15 protein-coding genes and 6 tRNA genes are annotated in these 20,080 nt (G+C 63.1%); 13 read left to right on the top strand and 8 right to left on the bottom strand.

Annotated elements, in window-relative coordinates; translation table 11 throughout:
- Positions 1 to 490, top strand: a 490-nt coding sequence (locus FGE21_RS09020; protein WP_139662956.1) for a site-specific integrase, incomplete at its 5' end; no start/stop codon positions are given.
- A 75-nt stretch (positions 491 to 565) separates the two neighbouring features.
- On the opposite strand, the gene FGE21_RS09015 is transcribed toward FGE21_RS09020, so the two are convergent.
- The 5 genes from FGE21_RS09015 to FGE21_RS08995 form a co-directional block, all read right to left on the bottom strand.
- Positions 566 to 641 (bottom strand) — tRNA-Val (locus FGE21_RS09015).
- 88 nt (positions 642 to 729) lie between these two features.
- Positions 730 to 1,305 (bottom strand): histidine phosphatase family protein, encoded by a 576-nt coding sequence (locus FGE21_RS09010; RefSeq protein WP_139662955.1) that lies wholly within the window; start codon positions 1,303 to 1,305, stop codon positions 730 to 732.
- Positions 1,306 to 1,483: 178 nt separating this feature from the next.
- The gene (locus tag FGE21_RS09005) at positions 1,484 to 2,245 is read right to left on the bottom strand and encodes an ABC transporter ATP-binding protein (protein WP_139662954.1); all 762 of its coding nucleotides are present in this window, start codon (positions 2,243 to 2,245) and stop codon (positions 1,484 to 1,486) included.
- On the bottom strand, positions 2,239 to 3,303 hold the full coding sequence (locus FGE21_RS09000) for an iron ABC transporter permease (protein ID WP_139662953.1): 1,065 nt from the start codon (positions 3,301 to 3,303) through the stop codon (positions 2,239 to 2,241). Before FGE21_RS09000 ends, FGE21_RS09005 begins: the two co-directional genes overlap by 7 nt.
- A gap of 57 nt (positions 3,304 to 3,360) precedes the next feature.
- Positions 3,361 to 4,482, bottom strand: coding sequence for an ABC transporter substrate-binding protein (locus FGE21_RS08995; protein ID WP_139662952.1), 1,122 nt, complete (start codon positions 4,480 to 4,482; stop codon positions 3,361 to 3,363).
- Positions 4,483 to 4,603: 121 nt separating this feature from the next.
- Between FGE21_RS08995 and FGE21_RS08990 the strand changes: the two genes are divergently transcribed.
- From FGE21_RS08990 to FGE21_RS08965, 6 genes are all read left to right on the top strand, one after another.
- The gene (locus tag FGE21_RS08990) at positions 4,604 to 5,392 is read left to right on the top strand and encodes a class I SAM-dependent methyltransferase (protein ID WP_139662951.1); all 789 of its coding nucleotides are present in this window, start codon (positions 4,604 to 4,606) and stop codon (positions 5,390 to 5,392) included.
- Between the two features lie 298 nt (positions 5,393 to 5,690).
- Positions 5,691 to 5,767 (top strand) — tRNA-Asp (locus tag FGE21_RS08985).
- 98 nt (positions 5,768 to 5,865) lie between these two features.
- A tRNA-Asp gene (locus tag FGE21_RS08980) sits at positions 5,866 to 5,942 on the top strand.
- A gap of 98 nt (positions 5,943 to 6,040) precedes the next feature.
- A tRNA-Asp gene (locus FGE21_RS08975) sits at positions 6,041 to 6,117 on the top strand.
- 98 nt (positions 6,118 to 6,215) lie between these two features.
- Positions 6,216 to 6,292: transfer RNA gene (locus FGE21_RS08970), tRNA-Asp, on the top strand.
- Between the two features lie 98 nt (positions 6,293 to 6,390).
- Positions 6,391 to 6,467, top strand: a tRNA-Asp gene (locus FGE21_RS08965).
- A 324-nt stretch (positions 6,468 to 6,791) separates the two neighbouring features.
- On the opposite strand, the gene FGE21_RS08960 is transcribed toward FGE21_RS08965, so the two are convergent.
- Positions 6,792 to 8,183, bottom strand: coding sequence for a M20/M25/M40 family metallo-hydrolase (locus FGE21_RS08960; RefSeq protein WP_139662950.1), 1,392 nt, complete (start codon positions 8,181 to 8,183; stop codon positions 6,792 to 6,794).
- A gap of 511 nt (positions 8,184 to 8,694) precedes the next feature.
- On the opposite strand from FGE21_RS08960, the gene hemA reads away from it, so the two are divergent.
- The 3 genes from hemA (at position 8,695) to ispG (ending at position 12,604) form a co-directional block, all read left to right on the top strand.
- Entirely contained in the window at positions 8,695 to 9,930 is a 1,236-nt protein-coding gene (hemA, locus tag FGE21_RS08955; protein ID WP_176695398.1) for a 5-aminolevulinate synthase, read from the top strand.
- Between the two features lie 129 nt (positions 9,931 to 10,059).
- Positions 10,060 to 11,283, top strand: coding sequence for a RodZ domain-containing protein (locus tag FGE21_RS08950; protein WP_139662949.1), 1,224 nt, complete (start codon positions 10,060 to 10,062; stop codon positions 11,281 to 11,283).
- 151 nt (positions 11,284 to 11,434) lie between these two features.
- Positions 11,435 to 12,604 (top strand): flavodoxin-dependent (E)-4-hydroxy-3-methylbut-2-enyl-diphosphate synthase, encoded by a 1,170-nt coding sequence (gene ispG, locus FGE21_RS08945; RefSeq protein WP_139662948.1) that lies wholly within the window; start codon positions 11,435 to 11,437, stop codon positions 12,602 to 12,604.
- 76 nt (positions 12,605 to 12,680) lie between these two features.
- Here the strand turns inward: ispG and FGE21_RS08940 are convergent, their stop codons facing one another.
- Positions 12,681 to 13,445 carry a DsbA family protein gene (locus FGE21_RS08940; RefSeq protein WP_139662947.1) on the bottom strand — a complete coding sequence of 255 codons (765 nt, stop codon included), beginning with the start codon at positions 13,443 to 13,445 and terminating at the stop codon, positions 12,681 to 12,683.
- Positions 13,442 to 14,935 (bottom strand): M48 family metalloprotease, encoded by a 1,494-nt coding sequence (locus tag FGE21_RS08935; protein ID WP_139662946.1) that lies wholly within the window; start codon positions 14,933 to 14,935, stop codon positions 13,442 to 13,444. Before FGE21_RS08935 ends, FGE21_RS08940 begins: the two co-directional genes overlap by 4 nt.
- Here FGE21_RS08935 and FGE21_RS08930 point away from each other — a divergent pair.
- From FGE21_RS08930 to FGE21_RS08920, 3 genes are all read left to right on the top strand, one after another.
- Positions 14,934 to 16,079, top strand: coding sequence for a pyridoxal phosphate-dependent aminotransferase (locus FGE21_RS08930; RefSeq protein WP_139662945.1), 1,146 nt, complete (start codon positions 14,934 to 14,936; stop codon positions 16,077 to 16,079). The genes FGE21_RS08935 and FGE21_RS08930 overlap by 2 nt on opposite strands.
- Positions 16,076 to 17,317, top strand: a complete 1,242-nt coding sequence (locus FGE21_RS08925; protein WP_139662944.1) for an N-acetylmuramoyl-L-alanine amidase — start codon at positions 16,076 to 16,078, stop codon at positions 17,315 to 17,317. The genes FGE21_RS08930 and FGE21_RS08925 overlap by 4 nt, the downstream gene beginning before the upstream one ends.
- Positions 17,318 to 17,527: 210 nt before the next feature.
- Positions 17,528 to 20,032, top strand: coding sequence for a penicillin-binding protein 1A (locus FGE21_RS08920; RefSeq protein ID WP_139662943.1), 2,505 nt, complete (start codon positions 17,528 to 17,530; stop codon positions 20,030 to 20,032).
- Positions 20,033 to 20,080: the final 48 nt, after the last annotated feature.

Genomic DNA, 20,080 nt, shown 5'->3' with positions numbered 1-20,080 from the left:
CCACATCCGCCTCGCTTTGATCCTGCTCCTGGGTACAGCGGGACGGGTTGGAGCTCTTCTGGACCTTACATGGGACCGGGTGGATTTCGATCGCGGAACTATCAATTTGCGCATCGAGGACTCGCAGACGAGAAAAGGACGCGCCGTGGTCCCGATGAACCCCAGCACCCGTGTCGCTTTGAGTGCTGCGCACCAAGCCGCGCTGTCAGAGCATGTGATCGAATATGCTGGAGGTCAGATCAAATCTATCCGGAAAGGTTTCCAGGGGGCCGTGACTAGGTCCAAGATCGGGCATGTTCGGATCCACGATCTTCGGCACACAGCAGCGGTTACAATGCTGGCCAGCGGGGTCCCGCTTGAAAAAGTGAGCCAAGTGCTTGGGCATAGCAACACATCAATTACGTTCTCAACATATGGCCGCTATCTGCCCGAACACATGAGCGACGCGGTCAATGTCCTAGATTTTTTGAATGCTAAAGCAGGCTCTTAAGTTCACTGAACCACAGCGCACTTCGCAAAAGCGGGTAAACTGGGCAGGAAATCCCAACGTTTTAAGGGAGGGAGGTGGTGGGTGATGAGAGGCTCGAACTCCCGACATCTTCGGTGTAAACGAAGCGCTCTACCAACTGAGCTAATCACCCGGTGAAGGCGGATTTAGAGAATGCGCCGACGGAGTGCAAGGGGATTTGCTCAGTTTTTGGAAAAAAATCCAGACGGGGTCGGACGCCCCTACTGAAGCACGGTTTCGCAGCCGTTTTCCAGCACGTAGACGCAGCCCTGTTCGTTTGGAAGCGCTGCCATCTCTGCAAACTCCAGACCGCAGATCAGGCCGCGCAGCACTTGCCCCCATAATCCATGCGCAACCAGCACTGTCGGGGTTTCAAGCGACCGCAGCAGATTGAGAACACGACCCTGGAAATTGGCAAATCCCTCCCCCTCCGGAGCGGAACAGAACAGGTCGAGGTTGGTTTCTGCAGTGGCATGAATGTCGGGGTATGCGGCGGCGATATCGCTCCGGGTCAGGCCCTGAAAGCGGCCCGCCTGAACTTCGGCAAGCCGCGGCTCGGTGACAAATGCGCGATCTCCGAGGGCGATGCGTGCTGTGTGCTGCGCGCGGCGCAGGGGCGAGACCAGGCAAGGGGGCGCCTGGTCGGCGAGAATCGGGCTCAGCAGCTCCGCTTGGCGATGGGCATGGGCAACGCCGCGTTCCGTGAGGTCCGATTCAAGCTGCCCCTGAACGCGCCCCTCGGCATTCCATGCGGTTTCGCCGTGGCGCAGGAACCAGATCTTTGGGAAATCTCTCATCGTGAATACTTTGTCCGGCGTGATGGAATTGGTTTTCTTCTGCTATCACGGGGAGGCGCGGGTCACCAGACAAAGCCATGCCGATCAACGGTCCCCGAGTATCCCGGACTATCCCCGCACCCGTAGCGGACGGGATAGAGCACGATGACCACAGGGCGGTGTCGCTGCAGGCGACGGATCAGACGGCCCGGGGGGAGGGGCCGTCGACGATCATCATGGGGCGCCCCTTCGAGCACTGTTCGACGCGGCTCTCGATGCCATAGAGGCGGCGGATGAGGTCCGGTGTCAGCGCCTCTGGGGTTGGCCCGCAGGCGAGAATGCGGCCTTCGCCGAGCGCAATGGTGGTGGCACAGTTGCGCATCACCTGGTTGAGGTCATGCAGCGCAAGCACGATCACGGCACCGGTTTCCCGGGCATAGGCGTTCAGGGATTCGAGAACTTCGTACTGGCGATAGAGATCGAGCGCGGAGGTCGGCTCGTCCATCAGGATCACCTTGGGACGGGCGACGAGCGTCTGCGCAATAGAGACCGCCTGACGCTGCCCCCCCGAGAGCTCCGGCAATTGCTGCTCTGCCAGATGCGCGATGCCAAAGCGGCTCAGCACGTCATCCACCGCCGCGAGTTCCTGCGCGCTCAGCCGCCAGCCGCCCGTTCCTTGCTTGAGGGCGAGGATCACCGTTTCATAGACCGTCAGTGCGGCGCTCATGGCCGTGTCCTGGGGCATGTAGCGCAGGTCGTCTTGTGTGGCCCCGGTGAAACGGACGCTGCCGTGCCCGCGCATCTGGCCCGCGATACGGCGAAACAGCGTGGATTTTCCCGCCGCATTCGCCCCTACCAGCGCAGTCAGCGCCCCGCCCGCAATCGGCGGCGTCGTGGCCTCGGTGAGGATCTCGCGTCGTCCATAGCGGGCCGTGATCCCGTCCAGCGCCAAGCTCACCATGATTTGCGCCCTTTCGTCAGGATCAGTGCGGCGAAAAAGGGAACGCCCACCAGCGCGGTGATGATGCCGATGGGCAGGACCGCGCCGGGCAGGATCGCCTTTGACAACACCGATGTGGCCGAAAGGATCACCGCACCGGACAGCATCGCGCCAGGAAGAAAGAACCGCTGGTCTTCACCCAAAAGCAGCCGGGCCACATGCGGGCCCACGATCCCGATAAAACCGATCGTGCCGACAAAGGACACCGGCACCGCCGCCAGCAGGGAGACGAGGAACAGCGCTTCGAGCCGCAGGCGTTTCACAGGCACGCCCATGGCCGCCGCGCGGGTTTCGCCCATCCGGATTGCTGTCAGCGCCCAGGCGCGGCGGGTGAACAGAGGCGTGCAGACCGCAAGGATGACGGCCGTCACGGCCACCTTGCCCCATGTGGCCTTGGTCAGGCTGCCCATCGTCCAGAAGACCACGGCCGACAGGGCCTGCTCGGATGCGAAATACTGCAGCAGAGCCAGCGCCGCATTGAAGCTGAAGACCAGCGCGATCCCCAGCAGGACGATGGTTTCCACCGTCACGCCGCGCAGGGTCGACAGGCCAAAGATCAGCAAGGACGCCGCCATGGCCATGGCGAAGGCATTGATCGGAACCATCAATGATATCGCCCCAGGGAACAGGGCCACGCCGAGAACCATCGCGAGGGCTGCGCCGAAACTGGCGGCCGCCGACAGGCCCAGCGTGAACGGGCTGGCGAGCGGGTTGGCGAGGATCGTCTGCATCTGCGCCCCGGCCAGCGACAGGCTGGCGCCGACCGTCACCGCCAGAATGGCCATGGGCATCCGGATATCCCAGACCACCACCCGCATCTGCAGCTCTGCCGATCCGGGCATGAACAGCGTCCGCAGCACATCCGGGACCGAATAGCGCGCAGGCCCCAGCGAGACATCCACCGCGACCGACAGAACCAGCAGCGCCGCCAGCAGGACCAGAATGGCGATGCGCCGTGCGGCGAGGCTGCGATAGGCCAGAGCGGTGGCAGGGGGGGCGTCGGTTGTGATCGGGGTCATGTCGTCTCCGGGCAAAAGGCGGCCCGAAGGCCGCCCCGCTCAAGTTTAGTGGTGAAGTCAGTCCAATGAGACCCAGTAGCCGGGGCGGTAGTCCACCGGCAGGAACCGCGCGTGCATTTCCTGCAGGGTGGCTTCGGGGTCGAGCTCGGGGAACAGCTCCGGATGCATCCAGGTCGCGAGCCGCTGCACCGCAACAAAGCTGTAGGGGCTGTTGTAGAACTGGTGCCAGATGGCGTGGACCTCATTGTCTTCGACAGCCTTGACGCCGGTAAAGGCTGGCCGTTTCATCAGCGCCTCCAGCTTGCTGGTGGCCACGGCCATGTCCGACCCGGGGCCGACGCCGATCCAGTTTCCGCCGGGCACATAGGCATCCCAATTGCCGCCGGTCACCACGATCTGATCCGGGTTGGAGGCGATGACCTGTTCGCCGTTCACGGTGCCGAAGGTGCCGGGAATGAACGCGCTGGCCATGTTCGTGCCGCCTGCGATCTCCACAAAACGGCCAAAGTTGCCGTTGCCAAAGGACATGCAGCAATCATCGGAATAGCCGCCGGCGCGCTCAACGAAGACCAGCGGGCGGTCCAGATCAGTTTGCGCCTCGATCACGTCGGTGACCCGCGCCATCTGCTCCTCGTAGAAGGCGTTGAACTCTGCCGCGCGTTCGTCCTCGCCAAAGAGCTGGCCGATGATCTGCATCGATTTGGCGGTATTCTCAAAGGGTTTTTCGCGGAAATCCACGTAGACGATGGGAATTCCGACTTTCGCCAGCTTTTCTTCATAGCCCGCTTCGTCGGTGGCGGCTTTGGCCTCGAGGTTCATGATCAGGACGCCGGGATCCAGAGATACCGCCTGTTCAATGTCAAAGGTGCCATCCTTGAAGCCGCCAAAGGTGGGAATGTCCTTCAGGTCAGGGAATTTTTCCGCATAGATATCGTAGCTCTCGGGAGAGGCCTGGCGAAAATCATCGCGCCATCCGACGATCCGCTCAAATGGGTTCTCACCGTCCAGAACGGCGGCAAAGAAAATCTGCCGACCTTCGCCCAGAATGACGCGCTCAACTGGCGCGTCAACGGTGACCTCGCGACCGGCGATGTCGGTCAGGGTGATGGGATCGGCGTGCACGAGGCTGGCTGCGAAAAGGCTCAGCGCGGTGGCGCCAAGACGGAAGCGAAGGGACATTCTACGATCCTCTGATGAATGGTTTCGGCACGCCTAGTAAGTTCAGCCAGTTTCGTCAATCCGCAATATTGACAGGAACAGTCAGGAACTGCAGAGAGGGACCTCTCTCCCGGAGGTTCGGATGGACGGCATAGACGGCAAAAACAGCAGGGACGCTCTGGTTTCTGGCAATCACACTCTGCGCGATGAGATCCGTGAGTATTGGTCGGATCGCGCTGCAACATTTGATCAGGACCCCGGTCACCGCATCGCGGAGGGGCCGGAGACGGAGGCGTGGCGCGCGCTGTTCTGCCGTCATCTTGGTGCGGGCGAGGGACGTCGGTTGCTGGATCTGGCCTCCGGCACCGGAGAGATCGCCCGCCTGTGCCAGGGGCTGGGATATGCCGTGACGGGGCTGGATTGGTCAGAGCCGATGCTGGCGCGCGCGCGGGCAAAGCTTCCGGGGGTCACGTTTCTGCAGGCGGATGCCGAATGCACGATGTTGAGGGATGCCAGTATGGACGTGATCGTCACCCGGCATCTCGTCTGGACCTTGGTCGATCCGGCGGCCGCTTTTGCTGAATGGCACCGCGTGCTTGTCCCCGGCGGGCAGATCCTGCTGGTGGATGGCGATTTCGTCTCCGGCGGCTGGCTGGCGCGCATGGTCTCCTGTCTGCGGGGTGGCTCATCGGTTCGGGATATGTCCCGCCACCGGAAAATCCTGTCGCAGGTCCATTTTGCACAGGGGGCGCGGGCCGAGGCGGTGGCCGGGATGTTGCGGCAGGCGGGCTTTGTCGATCTTCGGATCGACAGGCGGCTCGGGGCGATTCATCGGGCGCAGATGCCCCAGCTGGGCTGGCGTAAATCTTTGCTGCGACGCACGGAACACCGCTATGCCATCAGCGCGCGCAAACCTGACCGGGGCGCATGAGCCCGTCCGGCCCACAATGACGCAATTGTCCTGCCTGTTCGCCGTCCTTGATCTGCGCGCCCCGCTTCGGCTCGTCCGGAGGTTCTCCTGACCGGCTCCGGCGCGGGGGCCCGGCACTGGTCGGCTGCGGCGCCGAGGGGGCTTTGATTTGGAAAAGGGTGGAACTTCAGGGGTTTGTACCTATGTGCGTTTTTTTTCGTCAGAAAGCCCGTAAAATGACGTTTCTGCGCTTGACGCCCCCTGCGACCTGCGAATATTACACCCCAACGTTCAGCCACGGTGCTGGACGCAGCATCGCGCGGTTGTAGCTCAGCTGGTTAGAGTACCGGCCTGTCACGCCGGGGGTCGCGGGTTCGAGCCCCGTCAACCGCGCCACTGCTGCCTCGCTCTGGAGGCCCCGACAGGGGAACAGGGACCGCCCCGGATGGGGGAGCTGGCACGGGTTTCGGTCCGATGACAGCATTGAAAATCACGCGGTTGTAGCTCAGCTGGTTAGAGTACCGGCCTGTCACGCCGGGGGTCGCGGGTTCGAGCCCCGTCAACCGCGCCACTGCTGCCTCGCTCTGGAGGCCCCGACAGGGGAACAGGGACCGCCCCGGATGGGGGAGCTGGCACGGGTTTCGGTCCGATGACAGCATTGAAAAGCGCGCGGTTGTAGCTCAGCTGGTTAGAGTACCGGCCTGTCACGCCGGGGGTCGCGGGTTCGAGCCCCGTCAACCGCGCCACTGCTGCCTCGCTCTGGAGGCCCCGACAGGGGAACAGGGACCGCCCCGGATGGGGGAGCTGGCACGGGTTTCGGTCCGATGACAGCATTGAAAAGCGCGCGGTTGTAGCTCAGCTGGTTAGAGTACCGGCCTGTCACGCCGGGGGTCGCGGGTTCGAGCCCCGTCAACCGCGCCACTTTCAGCCTTGCCCGAAGGCCCAGACAAGGGAAAAGGGACCACCCCGGATGGGGAAGCTGGCACGGATTTCGGTTCAGTGGCAGCAGTGAAAAGCGCGCGGTTGTAGCTCAGCTGGTTAGAGTACCGGCCTGTCACGCCGGGGGTCGCGGGTTCGAGCCCCGTCAACCGCGCCACTTTCCCCCGATCGACTTTGAATACACTTTGAACAGCGCCCGCTTTCGGCATCATACAGCTTCGCTATCGTAGCCGTTCAAGACTGCACCCGTTCTAGGCTGTGTGCTTTCAACCCCGTCCGCGTCCAACTCCCTGTACCACGCCATTGGCCTGATGCAGGTGAGATCAGCGTCAGGCCTGAATTGGTGCGCGCCGACCTGTGTCGGCCTGAGTAGCGCCAGAGCGGTGTGGCCAGAGGGGCGGGGACAGAGAGGGGCGGGGTGGCGGGGGCACAGGTTTTCCGCCCCCTAAACCTGCCCCCGGTAGCCTGAAACCTGCCTGTCCTACGACCGGGACAGGGCGTCCAGCACCCGCGCCCAGGACCGGATCCCGCGGTGAAAGCTGCTCAGGTCGTATTTCTCGTTTGGCGAGTGGATTGCATCATCATCGTTGGCAAAGCCGATCAGCATCGCATCCATGCCGAGGATCGACTTGAAATACCCGGCCACCGGGATCGATCCGCCCATGCCCGAAAACACCGCCTCGCGCCCCCATTCCTGCGATAGCGCGCCCCGGGCGGCTTCGAACTCGGGCCGGGTGGTGTCGATGACATAGGCCGGAGAGCCTTCGAGATCGAGATCCCATTTCACGGTGCAGTCCTGCGGCAGCCGGGCTTCGACGTGGCGTCGGAGCTTTTCGCGCAGCGCGTCAGGATCCATGTCGCCAACCAGGCGGCAGGTGATTTTGCAATGTGCCTCTGACGGGATCACCGTTTTGGTGCCCGCGCCCTGATAGCCGCCCCAGAGCCCGTTCACTTCCAATGTCGGACGCGCCCATTGCTGCTCCAGAACCGAATAGGCCTTCTCGCCGTGTGCAACCGTGTAGCCTGCGTTGGACAGGTAGTCGGCTTCGTCAAAACCGCAGTCTTTCCATTGGCGCAGGATGTCGGCCGGAACCTCGTGCACCCCCTCATAAAATCCCTCAACGGCAACCGCGCCGGTGTCCGGGTCATGGAACGAGGCGATGATCTTGGCGATTTCACGCAGCGGGTTGAGGCCCGGGCCGCCGTAGTGCCCGGAGTGCAGATCGATCTTGGGGCCGACCAGAGTGAACTCATCCTTCATCATGCCGCGCAGCTGCGAGGCCACAGAAGGGACGCCGGGTGCCACCATCGAGGTATCGCAGATCAGCGCGATATCGGCCGAGAGCTCCTCTTTGGCGGCTTCGAGGAAGGGGATCAGCGAGGGCGAGCCGCTCTCTTCTTCGCCCTCGAAGAAAAAGGTGATGCGGCAGGGCAGGGTGCCGTGCACGGCCTTCCAGGCCCGGCAGGCCTCGACAAAGGTCATCAGTTGGCCCTTGTCATCAGAGGCGCCGCGCCCCCGGATCACGGTGCCATTCGCTGTCTCTTCCAGCCGGGGTTCAAACGGCGGCGTGTTCCAGAGGTCGAGCGGGTCGACAGGCTGCACGTCGTAATGGCCGTAGAACAACAGATGCGGCGCATCCGTGTTTTCCTCGCCGACATGGCCCACGACCATCGGATGCCCGGGGGTGATGCGTTTTTCGGCCTTGATGCCGATGGCGTTCAGGTCCTTGACCAGCCAGTCGGCGGCGGCATCGCAATCAGCCTTGAACGCGGGATCGGTGGAGATTGACGGGATGCGCAGCAGCTCCAGCAGCCGATCGGTGGCGGCAGGCAGGTCTGAGTCAATTTTATCAAGGACGGTAGTGAGGGACATCTGGATCTCCTGAAGGGCAGTCCGTCGCGTCGTTCCCGGGAAATCTGCTCCGCTGAAAACGCACAAACGGGTCTCACGGCGAAACCTAGCAGCGCCCTTCCGGAAGGGCCAGATATCTGATTGTACCAAAACAGTTGTCATGCAGAGACCGGCGGACAGTGGCCGAGGCTGACGGTCTCTTCTGGTTCACGCGCTTCTGCTGGGGTGCGCCTGCGGCGGTGATGCGACGTTTTGTACAGGCACAAGCGGCGGGATGGCGGGATCGTGTGCTTGCCTGAGAATAAGAATGGTTCTAAAACGTTTGGAAAGATATATTTGACCTGTATCAAGGAGGATGGGGCGGCGGCGCTCTATGTCCCATGTACAGGGTCAGATGTGCAGGCCCGGGTCGCTTGCCGGTTCCAGCGGCTGTGTCAGAGGGGCAGGGCTTCTGCAGCACGGTGCAGACAGGCGCGGGCGCGCGATGACGATGACGAAACGTGTGGTCTTTCGGGGGCGCGCAATGACAGCCATGGAGATGACGGTGGATTATACCGCACAACTCGACGCAGCGATTGAACGCCTTCATGACGAGGGCCGCTATCGGACGTTTATCGATATCGAACGCAAGCGCGGACAGTTTCCCCATGCGGTCTGGACCCGTCCGGATGGCAGCGAACAGGACATTACCGTCTGGTGCGGCAACGACTACCTCGGGATGGGGCAGAACCCTGCGGTGCTGAAGGCCATGCGCGAGGCGATCGACGCCACCGGCGCGGGCTCCGGCGGGACCCGCAATATTTCCGGCACGACAGTTTACCACAAGGAACTGGAGGCCGAGCTTGCCGACCTTCATGGCAAGGACGCGGCGCTGCTGTTCACCTCCGCCTACATTGCCAATGATGCCACCCTGTCGACCCTGCCCAAACTGCTGCCGGGGCTGATCATCTATTCCGATGCGCTGAACCATGCCTCCATGATCGAAGGTGTGCGTCGCAATGGCGGGGCCAAGCGGATCTTTCGCCACAATGACATGGCGCATCTGCGCGAACTGCTCGAAGCGGACGATCCGGAGGCGCCCAAGCTGATCGCCTTTGAGAGTGTCTATTCGATGGACGGTGATTTCGGCCCCATCAAAGAGATCTGCGATCTGGCGGATGAATTCAATGCGCTGACCTATATCGACGAGGTGCACGCGGTCGGCATGTATGGTCCCCGCGGCGGCGGCGTTACCGAACGCGATGACCTCGCCCACCGGATCGACATTATCAACGGCACTCTGGCCAAGGCCTATGGCGTCATGGGCGGCTATATCGCGGCCTCGGAAAAAATGTGCGATGCTATCCGGTCCTATGCGCCGGGGTTCATCTTCACCACATCGCTTGCGCCCGCAGTCGCCGCCGGAGCGGCCGCATCCGTGCGCTATCTGAAAACCGCGCCGGAACTGCGGGACACGCATATGGAGCAGGCGCGTCTGCTGAAGATGCGGCTGAAGATGCTGGGCCTGCCGATCATCGATCATGGCAGCCATATTGTTCCGGTGATTGTCGGCAATCCGGTTCACACGAAAAAGCTGTCTGACATGCTGCTGTCGGAGCATGGGATCTATGTCCAGCCCATCAATTTTCCGACCGTCCCCCGGGGAACGGAGCGGCTGCGGTTCACACCGTCCCCGGTGCACGGTCCGGTTGAGATGGATCAACTTGTACGGGCAATGGATAATCTGTGGTCGCATTGTGCGCTAAATCGCGCCGAATTGGCCGGCTGAGCCACTGGTAACTGTTCAGTAAACGTAATTGTGTTATCGTTTCATCAACTAAACCGCCGTGACGAATCGAGAATCAGGTCGCGATGTGGTTAATGTCGCAAAACGGCAGGTACTGATGGGACAGCAGGCATGATCGGGCGCCTTACTCAGCGCACACTGAAGACTCGTGAAGAGACGTCGAAACCGCGTAGTTTTGACGATTTCGAGCTGCGTCTTGGGGACCAGATGCGCGGTGAACGCGCCACCATGGGAAAATCGCTTCTTGATGTCCAACGCGAGTTGCGCATCAAGGCATCCTACATCGCGGCCATCGAAAACTGCGATCCGAGTGTCTTTGATACGCCCGGCTTCATCGCCGGTTATGTGCGGTCCTATGCGCGCTATCTGAACATGGATTCTGAAACTGCTTTCGACGCATTCTGCGCCGAGAGCGGTTTTTCCGTGGCCCATGGCATGTCGTCCGAAGCCTCTGTCAGGAAACCCCGGGATCTGCGTGCCGCAACCGGCAAGGGGCTGGGCAGCGATGCCTTCATGAATTCGGCCACGCCCTTCGTGCCTGTCTCCGATGGGTTCTGGACACAGATTGAACCGCGCGCAATCGGCTCGCTGCTGGTCCTCTGTGCCGTGATCGGTGGTCTGGGATATGGCGGCTGGATGGTTCTGCGCGAAATTCAGCAAGTGACCTTTGCCCCGGTCGAGCAAACCCCGGAGGTGCTGGCAGAGCTGGATCCCCTGACCTCCGCGTCTCTCGCCACTGCGCCGCTGGCCTCCGGCAGCCCTGCCGAGGATCCCGCCGTCGAAGCGCTGGACCGTCTCTACCGCCCTCAGGCGCTGGAGGTGCCGGTGCTGGTGGCCCGGGATGCGCCGATCTCTACGCTTGACCCGCGCGCGCATGGGAATTTCGCGGCTCTGGAGCAACCCGGGGTCCTGCTCGCCGATGCGACCCTTCCGGCACAGGAAACCCCTGATCTGCAGGTGCCACAGGTTCTGGAACCGGTGAACCCAATGGTCGAAATGCTGGCCGTGCGCCCCTCCTGGGTGCAGGTCAAGGCGGCGGATGGCTCCGTTATCTTCGAAACCATCATGGAGCCGGGCCAGACCTTCGAGGTCCCGCTGACCGAGGATGCACCCCGCCTGCGCACCGGCGAAAGCAGCGCCATCTATTTCGCCGTGAACGGCCAGCATTATGGTCCCGTCGGGGCCCGCGGTCAGGTCACCAAGAATATCGAACTTTCGCCTGACGCCCTCAGCACGCGGTTCCAGGTTGCCGATCTCGACGCGGAACAGAATGAGGAGCTCGCAACCATGGTCGCGCAGCTGCGCGCGGTCGAAACCACCCCGCCGACCGACTGATCTGTCTCTGACGGGGGGCTGACAGGGGCCCGACGGCGCGAAAAAGCCCGGTTTTTCCACCTCTATTTTCCGATCCCCCCCGACAGCCATTGCAGGCTCCGGGGCGTCGGCCTATCTATGGCCCAAGCGACACAGGCAGGACGAGGCAACTATGTCCCTGAATCAAATCCGTCCATGGCGGACAATCGAACGCCGCAAAAGCCGTCAGATCTTTGTCGGGAATGTCCCGGTGGGGGGCGATGCACCGATCTCGGTGCAGACCATGACAAACACGCTGACGACTGACGTCAAGGCGACCGTTGCGCAGATCCAGTCCGCCGCCGAGGCCGGTGCCGATATCGTGCGGGTCTCTGTCCCGGACGAGGCCTCCGCCCGGGCGCTCAAGGAAATCGTGCGCGAAAGCCCGGTTCCGATCGTGGCTGACATCCATTTCCACTACAAACGCGGCATCGAAGCCGCCGAGGCGGGCGCCGCCTGTCTGCGCATCAACCCCGGCAACATTGGCGACAAAAAGCGGGTCGCCGAAGTCATCCGTGCCGCGCGCGATCACAATTGCTCCATCCGCATCGGCGTCAATGCCGGCAGCCTGGAAAAGCATCTTCTGGACAACTATGGCGAGCCCTGTCCCGATGCGATGGTGGAGTCCGGCATGGACCACATCCGAATTCTGCAGGATCACGACTTTCACGAATTCAAAATCTCGGTCAAGGCCTCTGATGTCTTCATGTCGGCGGCCGCCTACCAGATGCTGGCCGAGGCCACCGACGCGCCGATTCACCTCGGCATCACCGAGGCCGGCGGCCTGACGTCGGGCACTATCAAATCCGCGATCGGCCTCGGACAGCTGCTCTGGATGGGGATCGGCGACACCCTGCGCGTCAGCCTGTCCGCCGACCCGGTCGAAGAGGTCAAGGTCGGATTTGAGATTTTGAAATCTCTCGGGCTGCGCCATCGCGGCGTCAACATCATTTCCTGCCCGTCCTGCGCCCGTCAGGGCTTTGACGTGATCAAAACCGTCGAAGCGCTGGAGCAACGGCTCGAACACATAAAAACCCCCATGAGCCTGTCGATCATCGGCTGTGTGGTGAACGGCCCCGGCGAGGCTCTGATGACGGATGTCGGTTTCACCGGCGGCGGGGCAGGCGCAGGCATGGTGTATCTGGCAGGCAAGGCCAGCCACAAGATGTCCAATGACCAGATGATCGAGCACATCGTTGGCGAAGTCGAAAAAAAGGCCGCCGCGCTTGATGAACAGGCAGCCCAGGATGATCAGACAGAGCAAGAAGAACAGGCCGCTCAGGATATCGCAGCGGCGGAGTAACCTCCGCTCTTTCATCTTTTCCCAAATACCTCGGGGGTGTGGGGGCAGCAGCCCCCACAGGCAGGGTCTGGATCAATCAGCTCCGCGCCGCACGGATCTCTTCGATCATGATCTGCATCTGATCGGCAGGCAGATAACCACGCAGCATTTCTTCCTCCAGCACAAAGGTCGGCGTGCCCGAAATGGACAATTGCTGCGCCAGCGCCCGCGTCCGCTGCAGCTGATCCGTCACTTCGGGATCATCCATCCGCGCCAGAATCGCCTCCGCATCAAGCGACAGCCCTTCGGCCATTCGGCGCAAGGCCACCTCATTGGGTTCGGCGGTATAGGCGATCAGCGTGTCGTGGATCTGCTTGTAGGCCGCGTCCCCCGCTTCCAGCCGGGTGGCAATGGCAAAGCGTGACGACAGTACAGAGGCCTCGCCCAGGATCGGGAATTCCTTCACCACCAGCCGGAGGTTGCTGTCGCTGGCCATCAGCGCTTCGATTTCCGGCGCCGCCCGGCGGCAATAGCCACAGCGATAATCCATGAACTCAACCAGCGTGATATCCCCGTCGGGGTTGCCGCCGACCCATGAATACCCGTCGTTCTGCAACTCCGGCAGGCTCGCGGCCACCAGCGCCGCGTCGCGCGCGGCTTCGGCGTTCACCTGCTGTTGTTCCAGCACATCCACGGCCTCAAGGATGACCTCCGGGTTCTCAAGAAGGTAGCTGCGCACTGCGGCACCAAAGGCCTCGCGGTCGGCGGCGGACATAGTGTTCAGATCAAACGCCTGCACCGCAGGGGCCGAGAGCGAGAGAGCGCAGGCCGCAATGGCGGCCATGCGGGTCAGGGCAATCATTTCTTTTTCCTTTTCTCATCTTGTTCAAAAGCGATCAGCACGTCCTGTGCACGCCGCCAGGCCGGCGAGCCATTCGGCAGCAGGCCCGTCGCGCGCTGCGCATGGGGGCCTGCGTCCTTCAGTCGACCCTGTAGCGCATAGCGCTCTGCCGTGACCAGAGCTGCCATACCGGATTGTTTTGTCTGCGCATAGGCAAGAGACATGTCGCGCAACAATGTCGCATTGCGAAAGTCCAGATCCCGGGCCTTTTCCATCGTGACCAGAGCCGCGCCCGGCCGCCCGGACGACAATTGTGCCCGCCCGAGGCCCGACAGGATCAGCGGCTCATTCGGGGCAAGGGCCGCGGCCCGGCCAAAGGCCGCCTCCGCCTCTGACCAGCGCCGGTTCTCATAGAGGATCTGACCCCAGAGTTCGTGATAAAACGCATCCTGCGGCCGCGCGCCCAGCAAGGCCTGCATTTCGCGACGGGCGCCCGCCAGATCGTTCTGGCGATGGTGCACAATGGCGGCCCGCATGCGTTTGACATCGGCATAGCCTTCGGACTGAAGCCGCCGCTTTGACCAGCTCGGCGCGCGGGTGAAGGCGGACAGCTTGCCCTTGACGCGGGCCAGCCAATAGGCCGCATCGGGGCTGTTGACTGCGCCTGGTTCGGAACCTGGTCTGGCACCCGGGCCGAGGCTTGCCACATAGGCCTCTGCCGCGCGGATCCGGTCCCGGGTCAGCGGGTGCGAGCGCATGTAGGGATCCTGATGGGCAGAGCCCAGGACCTCCTGACCGGCAAAGATCCGGTGCAATGCGACCATGCCCTCGGGGTTGATCCCGGCGCGGGTCAGAAACGCCAGCGCCGAGCGGTCCGCCGAGGCCTCTTCGGCGCGGGTGTGGGACAGGAAACTGCGCAGCGCCGAGGATTGCGTGCCGACTGCAATCCCGAACGCCGCCTCGCCGCCGCCCGCCGCCGCCGCCAGCAGGGCCAGCGCCGTCCCGAACCCCGCCGCAGTGCTGGCCGACCGGGCATTCTGGCCCCGTCGTCCAATATGGCCATTGGTGATATGGGCCGCTTCATGGGCCAGAACTGCCTGCAGCATCTCGGGGGTTTCGGCCTTCAGGATCAGGCCGTAATTGACGAAAATGGCGCGTTGATCGATGACAAAGGCGTTGAAGCCGCTGTCGTCGACGACCAGAATCCGCACCCGCCGGGGATTGAGCCCGGCCGCCTGCAGCACCGGTTGCGCCAATTCCGCCAGCCCATGTTCAATGTCCGCATCCCGCAACAGCCGGATCGATTGCGCCTCGGCCACCAGCGGCAGAAGGCTCAGCAGGCAGATCGAAAGCGCGCGCGACAGGCGGGCAGGCGGCCGCCTCTTTGCCGCCAGATTGCAACCCAGTCTGCAAACCAGACTGCAAAGAAGCCAATGCAGGAGCCTGCCCGGGATTGACGCCGGGGGGAATACGCGGTCAAAACTCATGGCCGCACCATGGGAGATCAGCATGCGAAACTCAAGCCGCTCCAAAGTCGATCCCTTCATTGTGATGGATGTGATGGAGGCCGCCCGTCAGGCCGAGGAACAGGGCCGCCACATTATTCACATGGAGGTGGGGCAGCCCTCGACCGGTGCGCCGGAACAGGCGCGGCGCGCGCTGGCCGGGGCGCTGGATGCGGAGACCATGGGCTATACCGTGGCCTTGGGGCTGCCCGCGTTGCGTCGCCGGATCGCTCGTCTCTATGGCGATTGGTATGATGTGGATCTGAACCCGGATCGGGTGGTGATCACGCCGGGCTCTTCGGGGGCGTTCATCCTCGCCTTCACGGCGCTTTTTGACAGCGGCGACCGGGTTGGTATCGGGGCGCCCGGATATCCGTCCTATCGCCAGATCTTGCGGGCGCTCGGACTGCAGCCGGTGGACATCGAAACTGCGCCCGAAAACCGCCTGCAGCCGGTCGCGGCTGATATCCGGGGGCAGGATCTGGCCGGGCTGATGGTGGCCTCGCCCGCCAATCCCACCGGAACCATGCTCGACAAACCCGCCCTTGCCGCTCTGATGGAGGCCGCGCAGGCCGAGGGCGCGAGTTTCATCTCGGACGAGATCTACCACGGGCTGGAATATGAGGCGAAGGCCGTGACCGCGCTTGAGATCTCGGACGAGGCCTATGTGATCAACTCCTTCTCCAAGTATTTCTCCATGACCGGCTGGCGTGTCGGCTGGATGGTCGTGCCCGAGGATCACATCCGCACCGTGGAACGCCTTGCCCAGAACATGTTCATCTGCGCCCCGCACGCCAGTCAGGTCGCAGCCCTTGCCGCGATGGAATCCGAGCCGGAGCTGCAGGCCAACCTTGCGGTCTATACCCGCAATCGTCGGCTGATGCTGGAGGGTCTGCCCAGGGCGGGGTTTGCAAATATCGCGCCCCCGGACGGCGCCTTCTATGTCTATGCGGATGTGGCGGATCTGACCTCGGACAGTCGCGCCTTTGCGGCTGAAATCCTCGATCGGGCAGGGGTGGCCGTCACCCCGGGGCTGGACTTCGATCCGGTGCGGGGCGCCACCACGCTGCGGTTTTCCTATGCCCGCTCGACGGCAGATATCGAAGAGGGTCTGGCCCGGTTGCAAAGCTTCATGGAGGCGCGCGGATGAGGCGTCTTTTTCTCGCCCTGCCGGTGATGCTTGCCGCCCTGTGGTTGATGGTTCTGCCGGTGCCCGCCGTGGCGCAGGGGTTCACCGCGCTGGCCCGCGTGATGCCGCAGGACAGCCGTCTGACCGTAGACGGACGGGGCGGGGTGCAACTGGATCTGCGCCTCAGCCAGGGGGTGCCCTATCGCATCTTCACCCTGGATGCGCCGCGCCGGCTGGTGCTCGATTTTCAGGAGGTCGACTGGACCGGCCTCAGCGCACAGGATTTTCTCGCCACCAGCCGGGTACGCAATATCCGCTTCGGCGGCTATGTGCCGGGCTGGTCGCGGATGGTGCTGGAACTGGCAGAGCCGATGGAGGTCGCGGCCGCCTCGATGACCATTGATACGGTCTCGGCGGCGGCCGCGCTGACGGTGCAGCTGGTGCCCACGGATGCCGAGGCTTTTGCCACAGCGGCTGGCGCCCCCCGCGACGCGCGTCTCGATCTGCCGCCGCCCACCGTCCTGCAGGACCGCCCCCCCCGCGACCCGGAGGCTCCGCTGGTGGTGATGCTTGATCCCGGCCACGGCGGGCTTGACCCCGGCGCCGAGACCGACGGCGGCGTGATGGAAAAGGAACTGATGCTCGATTTCGCCTATGACCTCGGCGAGCGACTGGTGCGCTCCGGCGCCTTTGAGGTGCTGCTGACCCGGGAGGGGGATTATTTCGTCTCGCTCGAACGGCGTATCGCGATGGCGCATCAGCAAGGGGCGGATCTGTTCCTGTCGCTGCATGCGGATTCCGTTTCCGAGGGCATGGCGCATGGGACCGTTGTCTATACCCTGTCGAAAGAGGCCTCCGACGTGGCCTCGGTCAAACTGGCGGAACGGCATGACCGCGCCGATCTGCTCTCGGGCAGCGATCTCAGCAATGTCGATGATGAGGTGACGGACGTCCTGCTGGATCTGGCACGGCAGGAAACCCATCCGCGCAGCACGGCGCTGGCCCAGTCGGTAATCGAGGCGCTGATGGAGCAGGGCGGCCCGGTGAACCGCCGCCCCCTGCGCTCTGCCGGTTTTTCGGTGCTGAAATCCGCCGATATTCCCTCGATCCTGATCGAACTGGGGTTCATGTCGAGCCCGCGGGATCTTGAGAATCTGACCAACCCCGCCTGGCGGAACAAGGCCGCGCAGGCCATTCTGCAGGGTCTTCTGGACTGGCGCGAGGAGGACACGGCCCGTCGGGCGCTGGTACGCCAGTAGCCCCCCCCCGAGGGGGCGAGGCCCTGCCAACATGTGCCGATTTCTGCCGCCGACGGACCCGGGTCGGAATGTGACGATACAGCCCGCCGCACATCTGCTATGATCACTTCCACTCCCGGCTGGTGATGTCCTGCGCGTCACAGCATCTCGTTTTGACGCTTGTCACGATGCGCCCTATATAAGCGGCACCGTGCGAGAGAGGCCCATACTGTGCTTAGGTTTGTTTTATCCATCTTCGGAGCTGTTTTCAGTACCATAACCTTAGGAATCGGGGTGCTGGCACTGTCTGTTGGCGCGATCTTCTGGGTCTATGGGCGCGATCTGCCCAGCCATGAATCACTGGCGCAATACCAGCCGCCCACCATCAGCCGGATCTATTCCGGCGAGGGGCAGATGATTGACGAGTTCGCCAAGGAACGCCGGTTGTTCACCCCGTCGGACGAAATCCCCGATCTGGTGAAACAGGCTTTCATTTCGGCCGAGGACAAGAATTTCTACAGCCACGCAGGCTACGACGCGCGCGGTATTCTCGCAGCGGCCGTCGAGGCGGTGCAGTCGCGGGGCCGCAATGTGCGCGGCGCCTCCACCATCACCCAACAGGTGATGAAGAACTTTCTTCTGTCCGGCGACCGTCAGGCCGAGCGCAAGATCAAGGAGATCATCCTCGCCACCCGGCTTGAGGAAACCCTCAGCAAGGGCAAGATCCTCGAACTCTATCTGAACGAGATCTTCCTCGGCCAGAACTCCTATGGGGTGACGGCGGCGGCGCAGACCTATTTCAACAAGACATTGGGCGAACTGGCCCCCCATGAGGCCGCGACATTGGCATCCATGCCCAAAGCGCCCTCGGATTACCACCCGGTGCGCGAGCGCGAGCGCCTGCTGCAACGCCGCAACTATGTGCTGCGCGAGATGCAGGAAAACGGCTACATCTCGGATGCGGTCTACCAGGTCGAGGTGGAACAGCCGCTGCGCTCGGTTCAGAACGGCGATTTCGACGCCTTCCGCACCGCCCTGCCGCCGCGGGATTATTTCACCGATGAGGTGCGTCGCCAGCTGTCGGTCGACTTCGGCGAGGGCGAGTTCTTTACCGGCGGCTTCACCATCCGCGCCACCATTGACGAGGAAATGCAGGCCGAGGCTGCCCTTGCCATGCGCAAGGGGCTGGAGAAATTCGACCGCGCCCGCCAAGTCTGGCGCGGCACCGGACTGACCCTGCCTGCCGAGGCGCTTGGCGATGAGGACAGCTGGCGCGCGGCGCTGGCAGAGGCCGATGTGGCCCGTGACATCATCACGATGGACGGCGCCTGGCTGCCTGCGGTGGTACTCCGGGTCGAGGAGAACGCGCTCACCCTCGGGATCGAAAGCGTCAGCGGCACCGGCACCGTACCGCGCTCTGACATCAAGTGGATGAAGGGCGACTTTCAGGACAATTTCGCGACCGGCGATGTGATCCACGCGCTGGCGATCCGCGAGGGCGAGACCCTGCAGAACTGGTCCGTGCGCCAGGTCCCCGAAGTGCAGGGCGGCTTTGTCGCGATGGACGTGAATTCGGGCCGGGTTCTGGCGATGCAGGGCGGGTTTTCCTACCAGCATTCCGTGTTCAACCGGGCCACGCAGGCGCAACGCCAGCCGGGCTCCAGCTTCAAACCCTTTGTCTATGCGGCGGCGCTCGACAGCGGCTATAGCCCTGCGACGATCGTGATTGACGCTCCGATCGAGATCGACACCCCGCAAGGCCTGTGGCGGCCGAAGAACTCCTCGAACAAATTCTACGGCCCCACCCCGCTTCGGACCGGGATCGAGATGAGCCGGAACCTGATGACGATCCGTCTGGCGCAGGAAGTCGGGATGCCGGTGATTGCCGGATATGCCGAACGGTTCGGCGTGTATGACAATATGGGGACGTTCCTTGCCAACTCGCTGGGGTCGGAGGAAACCACGCTCTACAAGATGGTGGCGGCCTATGCGATGTTTGCCAATGGCGGCGAGCGGGTGGAGCCGACGCTGGTGGACCGTATTCAGGACCGCTTTGGCAAGACGATCTATCGCCATGACGACCGCGATTGCGTCGATTGTTCCTGGTCCGATCTGGACCCCGGACGGGCGCCCCGGATCGTGACCAACCGCGAACAGGTGATGGATCCGATCACCGCCTACCAGCTGACGTCGATGATGAAGGGGGTCGTGGATCGCGGCACCGCGTCGAGCGTCATTGACCTGCCGGTGCCGACCGCGGGCAAGACCGGGACCACCAACGACAGCCGCGATGCCTGGTTCGTGGGCTTCACCTCGAACATCGTGGCGGGCTGCTATATCGGCTATGACCAGCCGCGTCCGATGGGGCGGGGCGCCTATGGCGGCACCCTCTGCGGGCCGGTGTTTCAGCAGTTCATGACTAAGGCCACGGAGAAATTCGGCGGCGGCCCCTTCGATGTGCCGCCCGGTGGTCATTTCATCAAGATCGACCGCTATACCGGCGGGCGCCTGCCCAATGAGGCCAGCGGCGCCTATGTGGTGGCGGAGTATTTCCGCGATGGCGAAGAGCCGATCTTTGGCATGACCTTCGACGGTGGCTTTGGCATGGGCTCGAACCTGCCGCTGATCGAAGAAGTCACCGAATCCGGACGTCAGGTGACCACCTCCAGCGGCGGCACGGCCGTGCTGGGGCCCAAGGCGACGTTCGGGGATGTCAGCTCCGGCGGACTTTACTGACACAGACCGGCTCACAGAGCACGGGCAGGCGGGCGGCGGTCCCGCTTG

The organism is Phaeobacter sp. B1627, from assembly GCF_006265095.1.
Classification (GTDB): Bacteria; Pseudomonadota; Alphaproteobacteria; order Rhodobacterales; family Rhodobacteraceae; genus Epibacterium.
The sequence above is the reverse complement of the archived record's forward strand: the minus strand, read 5'-3'. Positions and strand labels throughout refer to the sequence as shown.

Excerpts from the sequence above, each read along its gene's own strand:
- FGE21_RS09010 (WP_139662955.1), bottom strand. The coding sequence starts at position 1,305 with ATGAGAGATTTCCCAAAGATCTGGTTCCTGCGCCACGGCGAAACCGCA.
- FGE21_RS09005 (WP_139662954.1), bottom strand. The coding sequence starts at position 2,245 with ATGGTGAGCTTGGCGCTGGACGGGATCACGGCCCGCTATGGACGACGC.
- FGE21_RS09000 (WP_139662953.1), bottom strand. The coding sequence starts at position 3,303 with ATGACCCCGATCACAACCGACGCCCCCCCTGCCACCGCTCTGGCCTAT.
- FGE21_RS08995 (WP_139662952.1), bottom strand. The coding sequence starts at position 4,482 with ATGTCCCTTCGCTTCCGTCTTGGCGCCACCGCGCTGAGCCTTTTCGCA.
- FGE21_RS08990 (WP_139662951.1), top strand. The coding sequence starts at position 4,604 with ATGGACGGCATAGACGGCAAAAACAGCAGGGACGCTCTGGTTTCTGGC.
- FGE21_RS08960 (WP_139662950.1), bottom strand. The coding sequence starts at position 8,183 with ATGTCCCTCACTACCGTCCTTGATAAAATTGACTCAGACCTGCCTGCC.
- hemA (WP_176695398.1), top strand. The coding sequence starts at position 8,695 with ATGGAGATGACGGTGGATTATACCGCACAACTCGACGCAGCGATTGAA.
- FGE21_RS08950 (WP_139662949.1), top strand. The coding sequence starts at position 10,060 with ATGATCGGGCGCCTTACTCAGCGCACACTGAAGACTCGTGAAGAGACG.
- ispG (WP_139662948.1), top strand. The coding sequence starts at position 11,435 with ATGTCCCTGAATCAAATCCGTCCATGGCGGACAATCGAACGCCGCAAA.
- FGE21_RS08940 (WP_139662947.1), bottom strand. The coding sequence starts at position 13,445 with ATGATTGCCCTGACCCGCATGGCCGCCATTGCGGCCTGCGCTCTCTCG.
- FGE21_RS08930 (WP_139662945.1), top strand. The coding sequence starts at position 14,934 with ATGCGAAACTCAAGCCGCTCCAAAGTCGATCCCTTCATTGTGATGGAT.
- FGE21_RS08935 (WP_139662946.1), bottom strand. The coding sequence starts at position 14,935 with ATGCTGATCTCCCATGGTGCGGCCATGAGTTTTGACCGCGTATTCCCC.
- FGE21_RS08925 (WP_139662944.1), top strand. The coding sequence starts at position 16,076 with ATGAGGCGTCTTTTTCTCGCCCTGCCGGTGATGCTTGCCGCCCTGTGG.